Genomic DNA, 24,438 nt, shown 5'->3' with positions numbered 1-24,438 from the left:
TTTATGAATGCTTTTAAATCCTTAAGTTTTTAGTTTGAAAACGTTTCGTGCCAAGAATTAAAATTTCTGAAACCTTTATGATTTCGGTAGTTTTCTACTTCTCAAAATTGTTGTAATTTTAGGCTTTCAAAAACTACACAAAAGGCATTATAATGCCCTTTAAAACACCCTAGAAACCAACAATTAATGGCATTTAAAACGCGTTCATTTATAACTCAAATAGCTTCAAATAAAATTTTAGTATTAAATTTCATCCTATTAATTTTTATTATTGGCTGTAAAAAAACAGCATATGAAGAACCCGAAATTTCGTTAGATAGCTATCAAATAGAAGACGGGTTTCATTTAGAAGTTGCTGTTTCAGAGCCTTTTATTGAGGCACCAGTGGCCATGGATTTTGATAATCAAGGTCGTATGTGGGTTGTTGAGATGAAAGGGTACATGAGAAATTTAAAAGGTATTGGTGATGAAATGCCTAATGGTGTCATTTCTATAATGGAAGATTTAGATCATGATGGTGTTGCCGATCATTCCAAAATATTTTTAGATAGTTTGGTATTACCGCGGGCTATTTCTCATGTTTATGGCGGTTTACTTTATGCAGAACCACCAAATTTGTGGTTTGTAGATATTGAAAATGATAAGCCTGTTAATCGTGTTTTAGTAGACTCTGCTTATGCCGACGGCGGTAATGTAGAGCATCAGCCGAATGGTTTAATGATGCATTTAGATAATTGGATTTATAATGCGAAATCTAAATACAGATACCAACGAAAAAACGGAAAGTGGAAAAAAGAACCAACAGCGTTTAGAGGACAATGGGGTATTACAAAAGATAATTTTGGCAGGTTGTATTATAATACCAATTCGGTACAATTAATGGGGGACTATGTGTTGCCAAATGTTACCGATAAGAATCCGTATTTTAAAGGAGGAGCTGCGTTAAATAAAAGATTAACAGTAGATCAACGGGTGTATCCATTGCATCCCACTTCAGTTAATCGCGGTTATGTAAACGGTGTTTTAGATAAAGATAGTTTGTTGGTTAACGTAACATCGGCATGTGGTCCTTTAATCTATACGGGTGAAAATTTTGATGCAAATTATTATGAAAACGCCTTTGTTTGTGCCCCCGAAGCCAATGTGGTAAAACGAAAAATTCTAACTTTTGAAGGCGCGAAAGTAAGCGCCAGACAGGCCGTTGCTGAAACCGAATTTTTGGCTTCCACAGATGAAGGGTTTCGTCCTGTAAATTTGAATAATGGACCAGACGGCAATTTGTATGTCGTAGATATGCATCGTGGTATTCTTCAAGATAAAGTATTTTTAACCTCTTATTTAAAAAATCAATACGCCAAAAAAGCCTTAGATACTATTGTTGGTATGGGGCGCATATTGCGTGTGGTGAAAAATGAAAATTCATCTAAAGATATTATTAATGTAGAAACATTATCAACTTCAGAGTTGGTGGGTTTATTGGGTAGTAAAAACGGCTGGTTACGAGACAGAGCGCAACAATTATTAGTTTTTAAAAACGACAATGATGCGATTTCTCTTTTGAAAAATTCAGCTTTAGATACTCAAAATGCTATTGCTCAAATACATGCTTTACACACTTTAAACGGTATGGGACAGCTTGATTTTAAAACATTGGAAATGCTTTTATCTTCAGAAAGTAAAACAGAAGTTTTAAACCACACATTAGTATTGTTGGAAAACTATGCCGGTGAAAATAATTTGGTTTCCGTAGTACCGTTGATTAATGGTTTGGTAAAAAGGAATAATGCTGAATTAGATTTATACATTTTAAATACTTTAGGAGGTTGGGCGCAGGTTTCAACAGAAAATGTGTTTCCAATTCTTTTTGAACTTTCAAATCGATATGCTGAAAATGTAATATATCAGCAAGGTGTTATCAGTAGTTTAAGAGGTGTAGAGGAAATGTATAAAACATTATTAGATGAAGAAAAAAGTGCTGTTTCTCAACATATGTTGAAAGCCATTTTAGATAAAACTATTTTAAACAAACAAAGCAATAAAAAGAAAAACACAGAAGTTAAGCCAGCGATGTCTAATACGTTTGGGTACAAAATATTCAGAAATTTCTGTGCAACTTGCCATGGTTTTAATGGTGAAGGTGTTGATGATTTAGCGCCGCCATTAGAGAATTCAGAATACGTAACAGGTTCAACAAAAAGGTTGGCGTTGGTGTTACTACATGGTTTGGCGGGCCCTGTACATGTTAATGGAACCTTGTATGAATTGAACGGAACCATGCCCGGCCTTGCTAATAACCCTGCTTTTACCGATCTTGATATTAAAAATATTATCAGCTATTTGCATAGTACGTTTTCCGAAGGGTCAAAAGGAATAAACGTTGAACAAATAAAAGCACTGCGTGATGTAAAACCAAAATCAGGTGGTGTTTTTAGCGAAAAGGAATTGCTAGAATTGGGATATTAAGAATAGGTTTACTTCAAAAATAGTGAAGAAGAAAAAAGGAGTCTCGTTGTGTCTCTTCACTAATAATCATGGACTTTATTAAAACTGAATATGCTTTTAAAAAGCGGCTTCATTTTGAAGGTTTTAAATTTTAACACAATTTTAATAAGGGTATTTTCCTCGAGACTTGTCTATAGAGGTGTAACGTGTAGTAATAGTGTTAGCCACGAATAAAACACATTTACAAACTTTACAGGTTGCTATAAAACCGAGTCTGTTATTTTCATTTTAAGAAAAAGCACGATATAGGTTATTGCAGCAGATGGCATACTTTTCTTTTATCGTTAATAAGAGGTAACTTTGCTAGGAAATAGTTAAAGTGCTAAAGTGAAATCAATAATTAAGTTTCCTTTGTTTTTGAAAGCAATAGATGAATTTTAAGACTATAATCAGGTAATAATATATTAAAAGAATGAAGAGAATAATTTTATTTTTTGCACTAATTGCTGTTTTTATTGGACAAGCACAAATCATAGATCCCGTAAAATGGGCTACTTCCGTAGAAAAATTATCAGAGACCGAATATCTGTTAGTTTCTAAAGCAACTATAGATTCGGGATGGCATTTATATTCGCAAACCGTACCCAATGATGGTCCAATTCCAACAACATTTACTTATGATGATAGTGAAGGAGGATTTAAAATAGTAGGTAATACTTCCGAAGAAGAAGGACATACTATCGATGATCCTGTTTTTCAGATGGAAATTAAGTTTTTCGAAAATTCAGCAACTTTCAAACAGAAAATTACGGTAGAAGAAGGCATTTCAAAAGTTGAAGGCTTTGTGGAATTCATGGTTTGTGATGATAGCAGATGTTTACCACCAACAGAAGTCGATTTATCTTTTCAAATTTCAAAAGAAGATAATCTAAAAGCAAGCAACACAAGCTCAACTATTGAAAAACAAGATATTTCTGAAGATTCTAAAGATTCTGAATCTAAACAAGGACTTTGGGGAATATTTTTTATCGCTTTCTTATCGGGGTTTGCAGCCTTATTAACGCCATGTGTGTTTCCTATGATTCCGATGACGGTGAGTTTCTTTACCAAACAAAGTAAAAGTAAAGCGGCAGGCATTAAAAATGCCATTATTTATGGTATTAGTATCATCGTTATTTATTTGTTATTAGGTATCGCGGTAACCGGAATTTTCGGTGCAGATGCGTTAAACGCTCTAGCAACTAACGTGTGGTTTAATATCATATTTTTTATATTATTAGTTGTTTTTGCAACATCATTTTTAGGTGCTTTCGAAATTATGTTACCAAATTCATGGGCTAATAAAGTCGATTCTCAAGCCGATCGTGGCGGATTAATTGGTATCTTTTTTATGGCATTAGCTTTAGCTATTGTATCCTTTTCTTGTACAGGGCCTATCGTTGGCACGTTATTAGTTGAAGCTGCGTCAAAAGGAGGTTTAGCACCAATTATAGGGATGTTTGGCTTTTCTTTGGCCATTGCTTTGCCTTTTGCATTGTTTGCTGCTTTTCCGGGTTGGTTAAATTCATTACCAAAATCGGGTGGCTGGTTAAACACTGTAAAAGTTGTTTTAGGATTTTTAGAACTTGCTTTAGCTTTTAAATTTTTATCGCAAGCCGATTTAGTTTTACAAGCTCATTTTTTAGAGCGCGAAGTATTTATTGCTATTTGGATTGCTATTTTCGGAACTCTAGCATTTTACCTTTTCGGGAAAATTCAACTACCTCACGATTCGCCATTACAGCATATTTCCGTAGGGCGTTTAAGTTTAGGTTTAATCGTTTTAACCTTTACTATTTATATGATTCCGGGGCTTTGGGGTGCACCGTTAAACTTAATTAGCGCATTTCCGCCACCACAACAATACAGTGAATCGCCTTATGGTGTTGGTTTTACAAAGGTAGGAGCTGCTGCTATGTCTAATAGTGAAAATGCTCATGGCGATTTACCTGAAGGCGCACATTTATTAGCACCACACGATATTTTAGCCTTTAATGATTATGATAAAGGTTTGGCTTATGCAAAAGAAGTAGGGAAGCCTGTTATGATTGATTTTACAGGCTGGGCTTGCGTAAATTGCCGCAAAATGGAACAAAATGTTTGGCCAAAACCTGAAGTTTTAAGTATTCTGAAAAATGATGTTGTTTTAATTTCCTTATATGTGGATGATAAACGCCCATTAGAAGCCGATGAGGTTGTTGAATCAAAATTAAAACCAGGAAAAAAATTGAAGTATATCGGTCAGAAATGGAGCGAATTACAAACCATAAAATATAAAGCCAATTCACAACCCTTTTATGTGTTAATGGGGCATGATGAAGAAAATTTGATAGATCCAGTGGCATACACGCCCGATGTAGAAGATTATCACAGTTGGTTAGAAAAAGGAATTTCAAAATTTAAAAAATAAAAGTATGAAGAATTTAGTATATGTATTAGCTGCAGCAGTGTTATTAACGGCTTGTAAGCCAGAAGCGCCAAAAGATTATGTTACCCTTTCGGGGAAAATTGCTAATCAAAATTCCGATTCATTAGTTGTGCTTCAGCGTGGCTTTTCTAAGACGATAAAAGTAAATACAGACGGAACGTTTTCTGATACGTTAAAAGTTAAAGAAGGTGTGTTCGTTATTAACGATGGTACCGAGCAAGCACGTGTGTATTTGAAAAATGGTTACGATTTAAGCTTATATATAGATACGAAAGAATTTGATGAAACACTTGCGTTTTCTGGAAATGGAGCAAATCCTAATAATTATTTAAACGAAAAAAGTTTATTAATGGAGAAAATCTATGATTTAGACGCCCTTTTTGAGTTAGATGAAACGACTTTTAGCGAGAAGATTAAAACGAACGGAGCGGCTGTTAAAAGCTTATTGGATAATGCAGGGGAATTAGATTCTCTTTTTATAGCAAACCAAGAAAAAGAGGCTGGTATGGTAGAAGTTCAACTTCGTAACATGTATAAAAAAAGGCAGGAATTGTCGGCTTTAAACGGACAAGAATCTGTTCAGTTTACCGATTATGAGAATATTAAAGGTGGTACAACTTCTTTAAGTGATTTAAAAGGAAAGTATGTTTATATTGATCTTTGGGCAACTTGGTGTGGACCATGTATTGCTGAAATTCCTTCATTAAAAGCCATTGAAAAAGAATACCATGGTAAAAACATCGAATTTGTTAGTATTTCAATCGACAAGAAAAGCGCATACGAAAAATGGAAAACGATGATTGCTGAAAAAGAACTTGGAGGTATGCAATTATATGCAAATGAGGATAAAACATTCACTTCTGCTTATAAAGTAACAGGAATTCCTAGGTTCATTTTAATAGACCCACAAGGTGTTGTTGTTAAAGCAGATGCTCCAAGACCATCAAGCCCAGGTTTAAAAACCTTACTAGAAACTTTAGATATTTAATAAGTTCTGGTATTAAATTAATCTGATACTTATAAAGCAACTTTAGTGTAAAACGTCTTAAAATTTTTCTATAATGAGTGTTTTTAAAAACAGTATTCTTTCTAAATTAAAAAAACAAACGAGTTTAGAACAGTATTTTGAACCCTTTCGAAAACATGTCGTTGGTGTAGATCTATTTTTTGAATCGCCTTACGGAAAGCAAAAGATTATTTATGCTGATTGGACAGCGAGTGGACGATTATACAGGCCTATTGAAGAAAAATTACTGAATAGTGTAGGGCCTTTTGTGGCAAATACGCATACTGAAACATCGATTACAGGTAGTGTAATGACGCATGCTTATCATGACGCTCGAACCATAATAAAGCGCCATGTAAATGCATCAAAAGACGATGTTTTAATTACAGTTGGTACAGGAATGACGGGCGCTATAAATAAGTTTCAACGTATTTTAGGACTTAAATTAAATGAAAATTTAAAGGATCATACTGAAGTTCCTGAGGAAAAAAGACCCATTATTTTTGTGTCTCACATGGAGCATCATTCCAATCAAACGTCTTGGTTGGAAACCATAGCACGCGTGAAAGTAATAGCCTCTGATGCTAATGGATTACCCTGTTTAAATAGTTTGAACAGTTTACTTGAGGAATACAGTGAAGTGCCCATAAAAATTGCTGCTATTACAGGCTGTTCTAACGTTACAGGTATACAAACGCCGTATTATGATATCGCAAAAATAATGCATCAAAATAATGGCTTGTGTTTTGTAGATTTTGCTTGCTCGGCACCTTATGTTGATATTGATATGCATCCTGCTGATGAAGAGCAGTACTTAGATGCGATAACCTTTTCGCCACATAAATTTTTGGGTGGTCCAGGAACATCTGGTGTATTGGTTTTTAATAAGAAATTATACAAAAATTTAGTGCCTGATAATCCGGGGGGAGGAACAGTGAGTTATACTAACCCTTGGGGCGATCATGATTATATTGATGATATTGAAACTCGAGAAGATGGCGGGACTCCAGGTTTTTTGCAAACCATAAAAATTGCTTTTTCTATTCAGTTGAAAGAAAAAATGGGGGTTCATAATATTCTAGATCGTGAACACGAACTTAATGCCATCATTTTTGAAAAGTTAAGCGCTGTAAAAAACTTAAACATTTTAGCACCCGAACATACAGATCGGTTAGGGATCTTTTCATTTTATATTGAAAAGGCGCATTATAATTTAATAGTAAAACTTTTAAACGATCGTTTTGGTGTGCAAACTCGTGGCGGCTGTTCTTGCGCTGGGACTTACGGGCATTACTTGCTTAATGTAGATGAAAATACCTCAAAATCTATAGAAGTTAAAATCTTAGAAGGTTGTTTCATTGAGCGTCCAGGTTGGATTAGAATGTCTATCCATCCCACGTTAACCAATGCTGAAGTGCTTTTTATTTGTGATGCCATTCAACAAGTGGCTGCAAATTTTGAAACCTGGGGAAAGGATTATGAGTATAATGCTATAAAAAATGAGTTCATTCATAAAAGTCAACCCAATGCTGAAAAAGTAATTTCTCAGAATTGGTTTTAAATTTAATCAGCATCCGTTCTAAATGGATAGGCAGGTAAGTTAGCCGAATTCACCAAATTAACATCTGGTTTTCCGGCGAAAGCATAACGTATAAATTCAGGATGCGCAATGTCTTTATTCTGAAGAATAACGGTTTCACCTTCAATTTTAGCATTGGCTATTTTCCAATTTAAAGATGCATCTGCAATCCAGAACCCGGTTGGCGATTTTTTGTTATTCGTTTTTAAACCCGTGCTGTTTTTTAAATGAACGGTTAACGTATTGTTTTTAGCTTCTACTTTATCTAGCATGGGGCCAGCAGCAAGTACGTCTATACCTAATGTGTTTTTAGCAGCTAAAAGCGCTAATCGTTGTCCGATAGGGAATTTATCGGTTGGGTGAATATTAGTTTCGCTACCTAAATCTATAGTATTTATTACACTCGTATTTTTTAGGTCTAAAGCCTGTAGCTGCGATTCGCGCATCCAAGCCCAAGATTCGGCTGTAGGGCTTTTAGAATCTATTGTAGGTGTTGTATGAGTGCCTTTTCCGTAACCAGGAAGCATCACGATAGCGAAATGCATGTTTTCATTCAGCCATTGTTTTCTGTAATTTTCAATCCAAAGTTTTAAAATGTCTCCATATTCCTTCATTCCAGAAACCTTATGAAACCAATTCGCTTCGGTTACTTCAGGGACTCCAGATAGATAGCGTGTGTTGCGTTCACCTTGATACCAAACCAATCCTTGGCAAGCATAAGGCGCTAGCGGTTTCATCATGGCATTGTATACCACATTGGGTTGGCGTCTCATAAAAATATCCTCTTTGATGTTCCAACCTTTTGGCGAGTTTATAGCTTTTTTAAGTCGGTTTTGAGTAGTGACATCTTTATCAAAATCATCCATAATAGTTTTGAAATATGGTAAATCGTTCGTCATGTCTCTTGGCATCCAAGCTTCAATAGAAGAACTTCCCCAAGATGATAAAATAATGCCTACTGGCACATCTCCAATACTTTCTAAGAAATAGGCAAAACCAAAAGCGACCGCACTACTTGGTGTAGTAACTTCCCAACGTCCTGTTACATCATCTGCTTCTTCAAGTGATACGATGTTTTTAACTTGAAATGTTCTAATATTTCTAGCGAATGGCTCTAAAGATTTTATTTCTGGTACGGAATTAACTTTGAATTGCATATTCGATTGGCCTGAGCATATCCAAACTTCACCAACTAAAACGTTAGATAATACAATTTCGGTATCAGCTGAAATAACCATGTCTTTACCAATTTTAGAGGCTTTTAATGGCGCTAATTTCAACATCCATTTCCCATTTTTATCGGCTTTTGTGGTTTCCTTTTGCGTGTCAAAGGTTACTGTAACCTTACTATTTGGCTTTGCGGTTCCCCAAACTGGTACTGGTGCATTTTGCTGTAAAACCATACCAGTAGAAAATAAATTGGCCGGTTTAAGTTCTTGAGCAATGGCAATAGTATTTTGTAAAAGAGCAATAAATAATACAGGAATTAATAGGTGTTTTTTCATTTTAAAAAGCTAATTAGTATGCGATTTTGATGTGATGCGTGCCAGTTTCAAGTGCTAAATGTAAGGCTTTCCTTTTTACTTTCTTGCCATTTAAATAAGCCTTTTTTAGAGTTTTAGGAAGTATAAATTCTGCCGACATATCTTCAGGAATAGTGATAGTATAACGATCTGTTTTATCCGTTTCCTTTTTGAAATCGGCTAAAATAAAACCATGTTTGGTTGGTACTTTAATTGATGTATGTGTTAGTTTTCCTAATTTCGGATTAATTTCGGCAACTTTAAAGCCAGCCGTTTTAGGCTTGATACCCCACATGTATCGTGTAATGGCGTTTAAAGGCGCAGTACCCCAAGCATGATTCCAATCGGCATTTGGTTTGTGCCTTACATCCCAAGCTTCCATGGTCATTGTAGATCCAACTTTTATCATATTCCACCAGTTTCTATCACCTACAGTGTCTGAAATTAAGCTGTTAGCATATTCAGCTTCATTACTTTTATAAAGGCCTTCTAGTAAATATTGAGCGCCATAAACGCTACATGCCATTCCACGCGATTTTACAAATGCAGCAACCGATGCCACATGTTCTTCAGGAACTAAATCAAAAGCTAAAGGCAGCATATTGGCGTGTAGAGCGGAGTGTGAAGATCCTTCTCCATCAATATAATATCCTTTTTCAGCATCGAATAATTTAGTGTTTATCGTTGTTTTTACAAGTTCCGCTTTTTTCTTATAAAATGCGGCGTCTTCTGTTTTGTTTAGTACCGTAGCAATCTCGGTCATTAATTTTAAATTGTAGTAATAAAAGGCATTAACGGCAGTGTTTACGGGTACAATTTCGTAACCATCTCGCTCACCTTCTACAAGGGCAACTTTCCAGCCGGTATCTTTTTGTGCTGGTGGCCAGTCTATAATATCTTTAATTTGAGTGTTTGCTTTTTTAAACCCTAATTTTAAAATTAAATCTTTGGTTAAGTTTGGCGATTTAGAACTTATTAAACCATCGGCACGCTCTAAGTCCATTAAGGTTTTAAGTTTTAGGTTATCGTAATGTTTTTTTAAAGGTTCAATATCTCCGGTGTACATGTAATCGGCATGAAACATCAGTACGGTGTGCAGTAACCATTCGGTAGGCCACGTTGGGTGGTTGATGAAGTAATCGTTGGTACGTCGCGCCATAGTGTACTCATTATCGACACTGTAATGGCTTAATTGGTTAATGTATGCATCGGCTTCGTAAGGAATACGTTCGCGGTCGCCATCAACATAATAACCTGTAAAACTAGTGGCTTTTATGGTGTGTTTACAAAGCTCCCAAATAGAATCCATGATGGCATTTGAAGAAGAAAAGGCACTAGCATCATCATTAAATTTATAGTGTAATGCTTTTTGTTTAATTTGAATAGATTCAATAGGGATTTTTAAGTTTTCAATTTCGCAATATCTAAACGGAATAATAGCACCAATACTATCGGCTAAAATAATGGCAGCTCCGGTGGTGTTTCTTTTGTAAGGAGACATTTTAGGAGAAACGGGCTCGTTAGCTAATAATTGATTCAATTTCGATTTTCGGTAGCGGATCGTGGCTCCAGGGTTTCTATCAATATGAAATTCTCCATCTAACTTTTCACCTAAATGAAAAACTAAGGAATCATTTTGGCTTTGGGTTGAAGAAATTTCAACGTTACCAAAATAAGCTTTTCCGAAGTCGATAAAATAATGATTTTCGCCTACTTTGACGATGCTTTCAGGTTGAATATAGTTGTTTTCTAAATCTAGATTTTCAGTTTGATATTGTGCATTAACACCTTGAAATGCTGCAATAAAAATTAGAAGTGAAAGATATTTATTCATAAAAATTAATCGTTTTGTTAAGCGTTGTGTTTGCTTTGTTTTTTTGAAATAATAGAATATTGTGCTACTAAAAAAAAGCATCTTTAAACCGAATAATGTATTCGAAATAAAGATGCTGATTAAAATTATTAAAAACTAAACTGGTTTAATTTCCCAACCTGGTTCGTAAGTTCTAGACCAAAGTTTCATAGCTTCTCGGTTATAAATTCTACCCGAAGTTTCATCAACTTCAAAAGAATCATCAATTCTAGAGGCAATGTTGGCATAATGCGTTAACATTTGGCTAATAGCACCTTCATCAATAGGCGATGTTAATGCTGCTTTTCCGCGAATAGCGTCAAAGAAATTTACAGTATGTGCATGTGACAATCCGCCACCGCCACCAAGTGCATTTCCGTCTTCAATACCGGTAATAACATTGGTTTTTTGTTCTTTTCCTTTAATATCGTAAAGTTTGTAACCATCACGATTAATAAAAGCAGAACCGTTAGAACCATAAATTATTGTTCCACGACCAGACCCGTATTTATCGTAACCATTTCTGCTGCGTCCATCCCATTGAATGCTGCGGTTTCCTGCAAAACGGAAAGTAGCTTCCATAGTATCGTACATTTCCCAACCATCATCTTTATAATGGAATTTCCCAGACTTAACATCTACATGTTCTGGATATTTAACATCTAATGCCCAACGTGCAATATCTAACTCGTGTGTGGCATTATTTCCCATTTCGGCAGTACCGTAATCCCAACCGTACCAGTGCCAGTTGTAGTTCCAAGTATCATCAGTATATTCTCGTCTTGGTGCAGGGCCTTGAAATAAATCCCAATCTAAACCTTCTGGTGGTGCTGTTTTTTTCTGATGAGGTACTGGTCCGCGCTTACTTGTATAAAACGCAATGGCGTTATAAACATCTCCAATAACTCCGTCGTGGATGGCTTTTATAATTTCTTGAGATTGCGAAGACGAACGCTGTTGGTTCCCCATTTGTACCACTTTGTTATATTTTTTTTGATAAGCCACAACTAATTCGCCTTCTTGTGGGTTGTGCGAACATGGTTTTTCTAAATACACATGTTTGCCTGCTTGCATAGCCATACAAGCGCCTGGAGCGTGCCAGTGATCTGGAGTGGCCATAAAAATAGCATCCACATCTTTATCGTTTAATATTTTACGAATGTCGTTTTCTAACTTAGGTATTTTTCCAAGTTTTTTTGCGACTGCAATACCTGCTTTATCACGTTGGCTTTTCATGACGTCGCATAAATAGCTTAATTCAATATTATTATTTTTATCAGCAATAGCCGACATGTAGGCGTTGTAACGACGACCTAAACCTTGTAGGGCTACGTTAATACGATCGTTGGAACCTATAATTTTAGAATAACTTTTGGCCGACATCGCATTTAAGCTACTGGAGGCTATAGTGGCGCCAACCGCGCCTAAGGCTGTTTTTTTTAAAAAATCTCTTCTATTTGAACTCATAATATATTTAGTCTGTGGTTTAGTTGATTGGACGAATTTTTACGTTTTTAAATGATACAAAATCACCGTGATCTTGAAGTAGGATTTCACCTTTATCTAATTCGCCAAAGTTTGGCCATTTAGCATATTTACTTTCCGATACTAATTTTTTGTAATCATCACTTTTTCTTTCGTATTCTAAAACTTTTGTGCCATTTAACCAGTGTTCTACATGGTTGTTTTTAGATATAATATGTGCTGTGTTCCATTCGCCAATAGGCTTAATAGGTTTGTTAACATCGGCTTGAATTAAATCGTAGAGAGAACTCACGGTTCTACTACCGTCATGATTTCCTAATTTGGCATCAGGATGTAAGTCATCATCTAAAATTTGATATTCTAATCCAATTGAAGACCCAGCACCTTTATTCATATTAGTATCTACATAATATTTTATACCACTATTAGCGCCAGGTGTGAGTTTGAAATCTACTTTTAATTCGAAATCACCAAACTGTTCTTTGGTTACAATATCGCCACCAGCATTAGATTCTGCACCTCCTGAAGATAAAACGCTTAAAACGCCATCTTCTATTTGCCATCCATTTTCCGGGAATTCTTCAAGTTTAGCACCACGCCATCCGTTAGTGGTTTCGCCATCCCAAAGCAATTTCCATCCTTTTTTCTTTTCATCTATAGTTAATTTGTTTTTTGTAATTGTAGGTTGAAGTGGAGATGCTTTAGTGTATTCCGAAAGATTATCGGTAAGTATTTTAATGTTTTTCCAAATAATTTCTGTGCCTTCTTTTTTATCAGCATGGATGCCGTGTACTTGTAAACAAATAAAACCGCTTGCTGTTTTATCATCTATTAAATAGGCTGCAGGTACATTGTTAATCCAAGTTTTTAGAGTATCACCAATAGCTTCAATTCGGTAGTGGTTCCAATCGTTTTGTTTGAAAGCCTTTTGTGCTTCTGGGTTGTTTTCCATGGTGTTTAACCATCCACGACGAGATTCATCGTAAATTCCAGCACTCCAAGCACGTTTTGATGGGTCAATTTCAACTTGATAACCATGTACGCGTCCGTCTCTATAAGTAGGTATGCTATTACTTCTAATTTGAATTCCAGAATTCATAGTAGAATCTACTTTATAATCTAATTCTAAAATAAAATCACCATACATTTTATCCGAAGTTAAAAAAGAATTTGGTGTATTATGTACGGTTGTACCAACAATAGCATTGTCGCGAACAGCGTATGTTGCTGTACCTCCTAATTGATGCCATCCGTTAAGGGTTTCACCATCAAATAAAGATTGCCAAGGGGTGTTGTCTTTAGGGGTTTCCTTACAGTTAAATAATACAGAAACAAAAGCAAGTAGTAATGCCTTTCTGTATAAAGTGCGTTTTTTCATATTAATGTAGCTTAGTTATTAGTTCACTAAGATACTTTTTTTTATGGAATTTAAAATGGACAGGTTTTTCAAAACAATGGACTTATTAGTCATTGGTATTTAGTCGGATCTCCCGTAAATACTGTGTTTTCGACTGAATGGATTTATTTTGTATTGGTGATTGCATCCATAATTTGGATTAAAATATCCATTCATTAACAAATGTTTAACTATAAATTAGCCATATAAACTAATACTATAATTAATATGGAAAAATTAAAGCTCTTATTAATGACCTTTTTAATAGGTTATGCGAGTACTGCTTGGGCACAGTCTAAAGTTTCGGGTACCGTAACAGATAATCAAAACGTGCCAATTCCTGGTGTAAACATTATTTTAAAAGGAACGTCTACAGGTGCGGCAACAGATTTTGATGGTGAATATCAAATTAGTGCGAAAAAAGGAGATGTAGTTGTGTTTTCATTTATGGGGTTTGTAACCAAAGAACTTACATATAATGGGCAAGCAACATTGAATGTGCAACTAGAGGAAGATGCCGCTGAACTTGAAGAAGTGGTTTTAGTTGGTTATGGAGGTGTTAAATCTAAAGATTTGACAGGTTCTGTTAAAGTTATTGGAGCTAAAGATTTTAATTCTGGTGTATCCAATTCTCCAGGACAATTACTACAAGGTAAAATGGCCGGTGTAAATGTAACCACTGGTTCTGGTGAGCCAGGAAGTGCGGTAGACATTAATATTCGTGGTGTGAATTCTATTGGTAGTTCTAGTAATCCACTTTATGTTGTAGATGGTGTGCCTTTGGATGGAGGATCGTCTGGTTCGAATGGTTTGAATGGTGTTGGGGGAGTTTCAAGAGCTAAAAGTCCTTTGAACTTTTTAAACCCTCAAGATATAGAAAGTATAACTGTTTTAAAAGATGCTTCTGCTACCGCAATTTACGGAACAAGAGGTGCTAATGGCGTTGTACTTATTCAAACAAAGAAAGGGAAAGAAGGTAAAACAAAAGTAACTTTTAGTGCCTCAACAGGTATTTCTTCAGTAGCACGAGATGTTGATTTGTTAACCGCTAGCGAATTCCGTGAACAAACAGCACGTTTGGCTCCAATATTAGGTAGAGACCCTGATGATTATATTGATTCAGCAAATGCGAGTACTAATTGGCAGGATGAAATTTATCAAACAGCGTTAGTTAATAATTATAATTTAGGAATTTCTGGTGGCGCTGGTACTACAACCTATAATGTGTCATTAGGTTATTTAGATCAAGAGGGTGTGGTGAAAACTACAGGACATGAAAAAGTTACAGGAAGATTCAGTGTAAATACTTCGGTATTAGAGGATCGATTAAAATTTCAAGCAAACATGACTGTGGCTAATCTTGCAGACGAAAGTCAAGCTTTAGGTAATTTAATCACTGGTGCGCTTAGAGCTAATCCAACAGGGGCTGTTTATGATGCAAATGGAGAAGTGGTTACATTGGCGGGAGCAACAGATAATCCTGTACAGCTTTTTGATTTGTACCGTGATAAGGCTGAAAGCAAAAAAGTTTTAGCAAACTTAACAACTACCTACACTATTGTTGAAGGTTTAGATTATAAGCTTAATTTGGCTTACGAAAATTCCGATACAGATCGTATCATAAGATTGTATAATAATGCTGATGAAGGCGGAGCTTATGATACCGATCAGATTGTTAAAACTACAAATGAAGATACAAACGTATTAATCGAGAATTTTCTAACATACTCAAAAGAGTATGATAAATGGAACTTCGATGCGCTTGCAGGACATTCATATCAAACTTTTAATAATGAAAGTTTAAGGTTTGATGGAGAAGATTTTTCTACCTATGAAATAGATCCTATTTATAACTTAGGAATTGTAGATGGTACTTCTAGCATAGAATCTGGTGATTCTGAAAGAAAATTACAATCGTTCTTTGGAAGAATCAATGCTAATTTTCTAGATAGATATTTGGTAACGGCATCGTTTAGAGCAGATGGATCTTCTGTATTTGGTGAAAATAATAAATATGGTTATTTCCCTGCAGTGGGATTAGGATGGAAAATAAATGAAGAAGCGTTTCTTGCAGACTCTGATATGTTTTCTAATTTAAAATTAAGATTAGGTTGGGGGCAAACAGGTAATCAAGCTGTTCCAGTAAGGGTTACACAAGCTTCATTTGAGACTAGCGTTAACAATAGTTATACGTTTAATGGAACAACGGTTGTTAATGGTGTAACATCAACAAGAACACCTAACCCAGATTTAAAATGGGAAGTTACAGAGCAATACAATGTTGGAATTGATTGGGCTATATTGAATGGAAAAGTTAGTGGTACTTTTGATTATTTTAATAAAAGTACAACAGATTTATTCTTACAAGTTTCTGCGCCTGTACCTTCGTTAACAAGTAGTGTTTATGTAAACTCAGAAGCAGAAATCATCAACAAGGGTTTTGAGGTAGCATTAAATGTAAACGCTATTAGAACAGATGATTTTTCTTTGGACTTTTCAGGAAACATATCATTTGTAGATAATAATATTACAGGACTTGCGACAGATATATTTGTTGGAGAAATTTTTGGCCCTGGAACATCGGGGGAAACAAGTAGTATTTTTACCAATGGAGAATCTGCAGGATCGTTTTATTTACCTCGATTTGAAGGTTTCGATAGCAATGGTGTAGAAATATTATCAGCAGATTCTGAAATAGTAGGAGATGCGTTACCTAGTACATTATATGGATTTAATATTAATGCATCGTACAAAAACTTCGATTTAGGATTGAACTTTAATGGAGTTGGTGGTGTAGATATTTTTAATAATACGGCAAGAGCTTATTCTAGTGCAGCGTCTTTGGGACAAAATGGAAATAATATTTTTAGAGAGTACCTTGACCTAAACGAAAGTCCAATTAATGCTCCAGTGTCTTCATCTAGATATATTGAGGATGGTTCATTCTTTAGGTTGAACAATGCCACATTGGGATGGAATGTTAAAAATAATGGTTTTCTTGATAATTTAAGAGTTTATGTTACAGGTCAAAACCTTTTTGTTATCACAGACTACTCAGGATATGATCCAGAGGTAAATACAGGAGGTGGTAATGTTTATGGTGTTGATTTTGGCGCATATCCTCGTCCTAGAACCATTATTGTTGGTTTAGACCTTTCTTTTTAATTTAAAATAACAAAGTATAATACAATATAAGTTATGAAAAAACAATCTATAATTTTTAGCATCATATTGGCTGTATTCTTTGGGTTTCAGTCATGTGATATCGAAGAGAAAATTATTGACGAATCGCTTGGAGAAGATTTGTTAATTAATGCAGACCCCTTAGACCTTTTAGCTCCTGTCTATAACAATATGAGAATGGTTTATGGACACCGATGGTTTTTTGCTTTACAAACATTTTCAGCAGATGAAGGGATGTTGCCAACGAGAGGAACCGATTGGTTTGATGGAGGTGTTTTCCAAGAACTGCATAAGCATACATACGGACCAGAAAATCGTTACACAACCGAAACATGGGATCATATCACAACTGGAATGGCTTTTTCTTTTCAAGCAATTTCTTATTTGGAGGAAGGAAGCCAAGAGTATGCCGAGGCAGTAGGTTTATTATCACATTATATGTGGGTATGTTTAGATGCTTATGGTCAAGTACCATATCGTGGTATTAGCGATATTAACTTTAGTACAGACCCGCAAATTCTAACAGGAGCCGATGCTGTAAATACTATTATTGCAAACTTAGAATCGGTTATGGCCAGTCTTCCTACAGGAAAAAACACAGTACGTTTTACTCAGGATGCAGCAAAATCGCTTATGGCAAGAGTCTATTTAAACAAAGCTGTTTATACAGATAGATATGCTGGTAGTTTTAATTTTACCGATGCTGATATGCAAAATGTTATTGATCTTACAACTGAAGTGATAAATGGAGGAACTCATACTTTAGAAACTGATGATTATTTTAGTATGTTCGATCCTGACAATGAAAATCACTCTGAAATTATATGGTCAATAAAAAATGAATTAACATCTATACGAATTAGCGGTAGAAGTGTTTCTAGAAACACGACTAATGGGCTGTCTAGAGGGCTTATTTATTTTGCAAACGATGGTACTACTAATTTAACAGGTTCAGACGCTGGATGTACATTGCCAGAGTTTTTAGATACGTGGGACTCTGCAAACGACCCTAGATATTATAAAGAAAACTACGCTAGTGAAACTGGTACGATACTATTTTCTGATTATAAAATGAACCGTGGCTTTCTTGAAGGGCAGCAATATGGTATAAAAAATGATGCAGGAACACCTCTTTTTAATGGTGACGGAACTATTGATATTGTTCCTGTAAAGCTTTGGAATAAGGATGAAACTTTAGCTAATCATACCAGAGAAGTGAGTTTGATAGCCGAAAATCAATCTGTAGGGGTAAGAGTTTCAAAATGGAGTATAGATGATATAGGTACCAATAGAGATGATACAGGTGTTGATATACCTGTGTTTAGATTGGCCGATTTATATTTAATGAGAGCAGAAGCTAAATTAAGATTAGGATCTGGTGATGCATTATCAGATGTAAATGCTGTTAGAATTGCACGTGGTGGATCTGGTTTTGCAACAGGTAGTGCAACACTTACAGAAGTTTACAACGAAAGGGGGTTTGAGTTCTATTGGGAATATCATAGAAGAACAGATCAAATTCGATTCGGAACTTATGAAGATATCTGGACAGATAAAACTGATGCCGATACAAATATGAGAATATTTCCTATTCCTTCTGGGCCAATTGCAGAAACGCCAGGCCTAGAACAAAACCTTGGATATTAATTAATAGCAAATTAAAGAAACACAGGTTTATTATAGGCAGACGCATATTTGTCTGCCTATATTTTTATTTCATTTAAATTAACTGCTTTTCAGAAGTTTAATATTACGAAGTAGTGCACGCCATTATCAATTTGATAACATTTTATTCATGAAGAAATTATACATTTTAAGCATCCTTTCTATTTTTGTCCTTAGCTTTTCATGTACAAAACAGGTTGATCAATCCATTTATTTAGTGGTTGGAGATCAATTGTCAGAAGTCGAGTTAAACGTTGTAACCGATTTACAAAACGACTTAAAGAAAGTTGTAAATACACCTATTGAAATCGTTTCAGAAAAAGAAGGCTTTCCAGAATCGGGAACTGTTTTTATTTTAGGAACAACAATATCAAATGCGTTAATCAGTGAATTAGCCATTCAAAAAAACATTCATTTGTCTGAAGAAATCCCAGGAAGTCGTGGTGGAATTTGGGCAAAAATAAATTACAAAAATCAAGAAAACATTATCGTTATAGCAGGATCCGACACGCAAGGGTTGCAATATGCTGTTTACGATTATTCAAAAGAAATCTTAGGAATCGATCCTTTAGAATATTGGACAGGTAAAACCGCTAATAAAATTTCTAATGAAACCGTTTTCAATTTCACTCCAAAAACAATAGCGCCACCAAAAGTACCGGTTTTAGCTTATTTTGAAAACGATGTGGACGAGCTCGCAAATTACCGAGGTAAATTGTTAGAATACGATTGGGAGTCGTACACCGAATTAATTGATGCCTTGGTACGTATGCGCTACAATGCTATTCAGTTATTCGATATGCTGGGACGTCCAGAATTTTTTGTTCGTCCAGAATACAAAAAACTCAAGCCAGATTATCAAGTAGATATCGATTTTATAGATAAAATGATAAATTATGCCCATTTAAAAGGGATGAAAATTGCCATAGATTTCGAGTTGGGCTATCAAATACATCCCATGTCGGCCGATAAAGCCGATTGTTGGAAAACATACAAAGCCGATTGGGTAAGCGCATGGCGTTATTATTTAGAGGAAACTCCGCTTGCTAAAACCGATATTTTTATTCTGCGTCCACGTCATCAAGTTTGGGACTGGAAATACGAAAGCACGTGTGGCGAAAACAAAATAGATGTTTTTAATGAAGTGTTTGTAGTCTTCGGGAAATTAATAGATGAGTATAAACCCAAAGCACAAAAAGTGCTGGTTTGTTATTCGGATGGGATGGAAATGTGGAACGAAGGTTTTCGTCCCCCAGAAGATTGGACGGTACTTTGGTCTGATCACGGTTTTGGTGATTTTGAACATCTGCCAAACACCACGGATGGGTATGATTTTGGAACTTATATGCATGCGGGTTATTGGTTAAATCACACCGTTCATAATCCATATCCAAACAAGGTTGAAACGATAATGAAAGCGATGTTTCAAGATTATGAAGCTGATAAATTCTGTTTAGTAAACGGACAAAATTTCAGACCGTTTTTATTGAATTTAGAAGCTTATAGCGCCTTTTGTAATAATCCTGATACGTTTACAGGAAAGGATTTTTATAAAATGTGGACAAATCGTTATTTTTCTAATGAAGCTTCAGAACACGCCATAAAATCAATGCAATATTTACACGAAGCACAAGAAGGACGAAAAGGTTATGTAGAGCATTTATGGGAAATTCGCGAAGCGGTTTCATATTTATCAAACGCACCCATTAGAAGGCCTGGTAAAACACCAATTCCATTCGATTATAAACGCGTTATCGGGGATTACGAAACCACAGAGCACGCTGCTGAAAACGTACAAAAAGCCTTAACGGAAGCAGAGCAAGGTTATCAAATTGATGCTACCAATTTTTATCACGCATACATTCTATTACCTGCGCAATTGTATCAAGATTTAATTACTTTTGAAACGACATTGCATAAAATGACGAAGCTGAAACAAGCTTTCGAGACATCCAAAAACATAACGGCTTTAAATGAAGCAAAAGGATTGCTCCCTATCGCTAAAGAACAATTAGAAGCTATTTATACGCGTAGAGCTTCAGGCGATTTAGATGATAAATGGAAAGATTGGTACGCTATAAAAAACAGAAGACAAAACAATGGTTTTCCTACACACGATATGTTAAAAGCTATTGAAGAAAACTTAAATAAAATGACGCCTTAAAAACCTATAATAATGAAGTTATATCCCCTCCTAAAACACCGATTTTACATTTTAAGTATTATATGTCTTACCATGTTTTCGTGTAAAGAAAATGAAAAACAAGATTTAGAAACAAGCTCTGAATCTGCCATAGATTATACAGCAAAAGTATATCCGTTGTTAGATACCGAAAATTCACGATGGTTCTTCTTTTCGTCAGCCAATCGCCCGTTTGGGATGGTTAATTTAAGTCCCGACACACAAATTGGTGGAGCTTGGGGCAGTGGTTATCGTTTTAAAACAGATACTATTAAAGGGTTTAGCCATATTCATGCTTGGCAAATGTCGGGGGTGTCGGTAATGCCCGTTACTGTTTCCGAAGAAAATAAAAGCAACATTTTTAAAGATTTTTATTCAAAATTTAATCATGACAACGAGGAAATAACACCTGGTTTCCATAGTTTAGAACTGGAACGTTATCAAATTGAAACCAAACTTACAAGTACAAAACGTGTGGGTTTACATCAATATACATTTCCTGAAAACCAAAATGCAGCCATTCTTTTTAACCTGAATACCCCTTTAGGGCCTTGTAAAAATTCGAATGGGTTTTTAGAACAAAATAATAAAAATGAACTTTCAGGGCATTTGGTGATGGAACGTACACATAGACGTCCAAAACCGGTAACGGTGTATTTTAAGGTAAAGTTGAATACTGAAATTGAGGCTTTAGAAAAAGATGAAGAAACCGGGAACTACCTAATCAGTTTGAAAGAAGATGATCAGGACGTTTTAATGAAAGTGGGTATATCGTACACTTCCGTGGAAAATGCAAATCTTAATATAAATGAAGAATTACCAAATTGGGATTTCGACCAAATTGTAGATGCTTCTAAAGACGAGTGGAATGAGTTACTTGGACGAATTGATGTAAAAGGAAATAACGAACAAGCACAAAGACGTTTTTATACCGATTTATGGCATGCACTTCAAGGTCGCAGAATTATAAACGATATTAACGGTGCCTATCCAGATAATACAGGCGAAGCGTTTAGAGTTGGTCAATTGCCACTAGACGCAAATAATAAACCGAAATTCAATCACTTTAATTCCGATTCATTTTGGGGTGCGCAATGGACTATAAATACCCTTTGGGGATTGGTTTATCCTGAAATTATGGAAGATTTTGCTCATTCATTAATGCAATATTATAAAGATGGCGGTTTGGTGCCACGTGGGCCTTCCGGAGGAAATTATACTTACGTGATGACGGGGGCATCGTCTACGCCATTTATGGTATCTGCCATTCAAAAAGGAATTTTAAAAGATGATTTAGAAGGTGTTTATCAGGCCTTAAAAAAGAACCACATGCTTAAGGGCATCATGGGGAAAGCCGGTTACGAGCATAACACCGATTTGGGGGGTGGTTTGAAATATTATATTGAAAACGGCTATGTACCTTACCCAATTCCAGATGGTAAATTCGGTGGGCATCAAGATGGAGCAAGTATGACCATGGAGTATGCATATCAAGATTGGACTTTAGCGCAATTGGCTAAAAAGTTAAACCATAACGACGATTATAATTATTTTATGGAACGTTCCAATAATTATAAAAATGTTTTTGATACAGAATCAACTTGGATGCGACCTAAAAACGTAGCAGGCGTTTGGAAAAAAGATTTCGATCCGTACCAAGCAGAAAACGGTTTTATAGAATCTAACGGTGCGCAATCTACATGGTTTGTACCTCACGATTTAGAAGGTTTAGCAACCTTAATGGGCGGAAATGATAAAGCGGTTGAAAAACTCGATGAGCAATTTAAAACAGCAGAAAAAATCGGATTTACAGCAGGAAATTCACATGCGCAAGAATTGCATCCTGAATATAGTAGAATTCCTGTAAATTATGGCAATCAACCATCAATGCAAACCGCTTTTGTGTTCAATAAATTAGGAAGAAACGATTTGTCTCAGTATTGGTCTCGTGCAGTTATTAATAAAGCATATTCTGGTTTATCGCCGGCTACAGGTTTTAATGGTGATGAAGATCAAGGTTTAATGGGAAGTCTTTCAGTGCTTATGAAAATTGGATTATTTCAAATGAATGGAGGCACAGAAAGCAATCCAGAATATCAAATAGGAAGTCCTATCTTTGATGAGGTTACTATCAAGTTAAATCCAGATTATTATTCGAATAAAACATTCAGCATAAAGGCGCATAATAATAGTGATGCCAATGTTTATGTAAATAAAGTGAGTTTAAATAATGCGCCTATTGGTCATTATAGTATTTCGCATCAGGATATTATTAAAGGCGGCGATTTAATTTTAGAAATGTCTAACAGCTCTAATACCAAGTAATAAAAATTTATTATGAAGATTAAATTTACCGTTTTACTCGTTTTATTAACTACATTTTCAGCCTTTTCGCAGCTTAAAAATAAGCCCGAGCTTAATGAGGATTTCATGGATATGGGCTTCGGTATATTTGTGCATTGGAGTGTAGATTCTCAATTAGGGAGCGTTATTAGTCATTCGTTAGTTGGGGCTTCAGAAGATTATGTAAGTAAATATTTTAACGAACTTCCAAAAACATTTTACCCCGATAAATTTGACGCTGAAGAATGGGCGCGTCTGTTTAAAGTAGCAGGAGCTGAGTACGTTGTTTTTACAGCAAAACACCACAATGGTTTTTGTATGTGGGATACTAAAACAACCGATTTCAATATCATGAATACGCCTTACGGTAAAGATATTGTTGGTCAATTAGTAAATGCGTTGCGTAAATTCGATTTGAAAGTGGGAATTTATTTTTCTCCAGAAGATTTTAGTTTCATCCATAAGCAAGGGCATTTAATTTCTCGAAAAGGTCCAATGACACAAGTAACGGCTAATAAAGAACTTTTTGAATACGATAAAATTCAAGTTAAAGAGGTTATTGATAATTATGGCCCTATAGATGTGATGTTTTTTGATGCCTTTCAAGCGAAGCCTATGGCGCAATATGTTCATGAAATAGCACCGGATATTGTAGTCACTCGTGGTGAGATGAATACACCAGAACAAAAAATTCCTGGAGGTGCTATGCCAGGACCATGGGAAACTTGCATGACGATGGGTACGCAATGGCAATACAAACCTACAAATGAAGATTATAAGGATGGAGGAGAATTAATAGATAAATTAATTGAAATCCGTGCTAAAGGCGGTAATTTCCTAATGAATATTGGTCCGAAACCTAACGGAGAAATTCCGATAGAGCAAGAAGAGCGTTTGCGAGAAATTGCTTTGTGGATGTATGTTAATGAAGAAGGCGTTAAAAATGTGAGAACCGTTCCAACCATTGTAAAAGATGGCGATATGTGGTTTACAAAAGGTAAAGAGGATAACACGGCTTATGTTTTTATCACAGGGCAAGAAAATTGGTTTAAAGGGTTTAGACGAAACTTTCTATTGAAAAACATGCGATCAACTAAAAACACCACAATTTCCGTACTCGGGCAGAACGATTTAGTGGTGGAATACTGGCCAGAAAACACACCAACATCTCGATTTATTCAGCATGAAGATTTACTCGAAATATCGATAAGTAGAGCGCAAAGACTTTATAACGATAAAATTTGGCCAAACCCAGTGGTGGTGAAATTAACCAACATAGAATTTATTACAAAGTAGAATTTTAGTATAAAAAACA

At 35.5% G+C, this 24,438-nt stretch carries 13 protein-coding genes; 9 read left to right on the top strand and 4 right to left on the bottom strand.

From position 1 onward, the window contains the following. The first annotated feature begins 186 nt into the window (after positions 1-186). The 4 genes from QWY92_RS10530 (at position 187) to QWY92_RS10515 (ending at position 7,476) form a co-directional block, all read left to right on the top strand. Positions 187-2,463 carry a DUF7133 domain-containing protein gene (locus QWY92_RS10530; RefSeq protein ID WP_290271026.1) on the top strand — a complete coding sequence of 759 codons (2,277 nt, stop codon included), beginning with the start codon at positions 187-189 and terminating at the stop codon, positions 2,461-2,463. A gap of 451 nt (positions 2,464-2,914) precedes the next feature. Then, complete coding sequence (locus QWY92_RS10525; RefSeq protein ID WP_290271023.1) at positions 2,915-4,891, top strand: protein-disulfide reductase DsbD family protein; 1,977 nt, start codon at positions 2,915-2,917, stop codon at positions 4,889-4,891. Between the two features lie 4 nt (positions 4,892-4,895). Next, positions 4,896-5,897 carry a TlpA family protein disulfide reductase gene (locus QWY92_RS10520; RefSeq protein ID WP_290271021.1) on the top strand — a complete coding sequence of 334 codons (1,002 nt, stop codon included), beginning with the start codon at positions 4,896-4,898 and terminating at the stop codon, positions 5,895-5,897. 73 nt (positions 5,898-5,970) lie between these two features. After that, positions 5,971-7,476, top strand: coding sequence for an aminotransferase class V-fold PLP-dependent enzyme (locus QWY92_RS10515; protein ID WP_290271020.1), 1,506 nt, complete (start codon positions 5,971-5,973; stop codon positions 7,474-7,476). A 2-nt stretch (positions 7,477-7,478) separates the two neighbouring features. Here QWY92_RS10515 and QWY92_RS10510 read toward each other — a convergent pair whose 3' ends face one another. The 4 genes from QWY92_RS10510 to QWY92_RS10495 all read right to left on the bottom strand — a co-directional run bounded on the left by QWY92_RS10510 (position 7,479) and on the right by QWY92_RS10495 (position 13,732). Beyond that, positions 7,479-8,999 carry a sialate O-acetylesterase gene (locus QWY92_RS10510; RefSeq protein ID WP_290271017.1) on the bottom strand — a complete coding sequence of 507 codons (1,521 nt, stop codon included), beginning with the start codon at positions 8,997-8,999 and terminating at the stop codon, positions 7,479-7,481. A gap of 13 nt (positions 9,000-9,012) precedes the next feature. Then, positions 9,013-10,851, bottom strand: a complete 1,839-nt coding sequence (locus tag QWY92_RS10505) for an alpha-L-rhamnosidase-related protein (protein WP_290271014.1) — start codon at positions 10,849-10,851, stop codon at positions 9,013-9,015. Between the two features lie 135 nt (positions 10,852-10,986). Continuing rightward, a complete protein-coding gene (locus QWY92_RS10500; RefSeq protein ID WP_290271012.1) occupies positions 10,987-12,336 on the bottom strand; it encodes a Gfo/Idh/MocA family protein in 1,350 nt (449 codons plus the stop codon). 19 nt (positions 12,337-12,355) lie between these two features. Next, the gene (locus QWY92_RS10495; RefSeq protein ID WP_290271011.1) at positions 12,356-13,732 is read right to left on the bottom strand and encodes a 3-keto-disaccharide hydrolase; all 1,377 of its coding nucleotides are present in this window, start codon (positions 13,730-13,732) and stop codon (positions 12,356-12,358) included. 270 nt (positions 13,733-14,002) lie between these two features. Here QWY92_RS10495 and QWY92_RS10490 point away from each other — a divergent pair, with 270 nt between their 5' ends. From QWY92_RS10490 to QWY92_RS10470, 5 genes are all read left to right on the top strand, one after another. Then, positions 14,003-16,915 carry a SusC/RagA family TonB-linked outer membrane protein gene (locus tag QWY92_RS10490; protein ID WP_290271009.1) on the top strand — a complete coding sequence of 971 codons (2,913 nt, stop codon included), beginning with the start codon at positions 14,003-14,005 and terminating at the stop codon, positions 16,913-16,915. 33 nt (positions 16,916-16,948) lie between these two features. Next, the gene (locus QWY92_RS10485; RefSeq protein WP_290271007.1) at positions 16,949-18,580 is read left to right on the top strand and encodes a RagB/SusD family nutrient uptake outer membrane protein; all 1,632 of its coding nucleotides are present in this window, start codon (positions 16,949-16,951) and stop codon (positions 18,578-18,580) included. A 148-nt stretch (positions 18,581-18,728) separates the two neighbouring features. Then, positions 18,729-20,762, top strand: a complete 2,034-nt coding sequence (locus tag QWY92_RS10480; RefSeq protein ID WP_290271004.1) for a glycosyl hydrolase 115 family protein — start codon at positions 18,729-18,731, stop codon at positions 20,760-20,762. A gap of 12 nt (positions 20,763-20,774) precedes the next feature. Next, positions 20,775-23,105 (top strand): GH92 family glycosyl hydrolase, encoded by a 2,331-nt coding sequence (locus QWY92_RS10475; protein ID WP_290271002.1) that lies wholly within the window; start codon positions 20,775-20,777, stop codon positions 23,103-23,105. Positions 23,106-23,117: 12 nt separating this feature from the next. After that, positions 23,118-24,419, top strand: coding sequence for an alpha-L-fucosidase (locus QWY92_RS10470; RefSeq protein WP_290271000.1), 1,302 nt, complete (start codon positions 23,118-23,120; stop codon positions 24,417-24,419). Positions 24,420-24,438 lie beyond the last annotated feature (19 nt).

This window comes from Algibacter miyuki (genome assembly GCF_030409805.1).
GTDB classification, from domain to species: domain Bacteria; phylum Bacteroidota; class Bacteroidia; order Flavobacteriales; family Flavobacteriaceae; genus Algibacter; species Algibacter miyuki.
The sequence above is the reverse complement of the archived record's forward strand: the minus strand, read 5'-3'. Positions and strand labels throughout refer to the sequence as shown.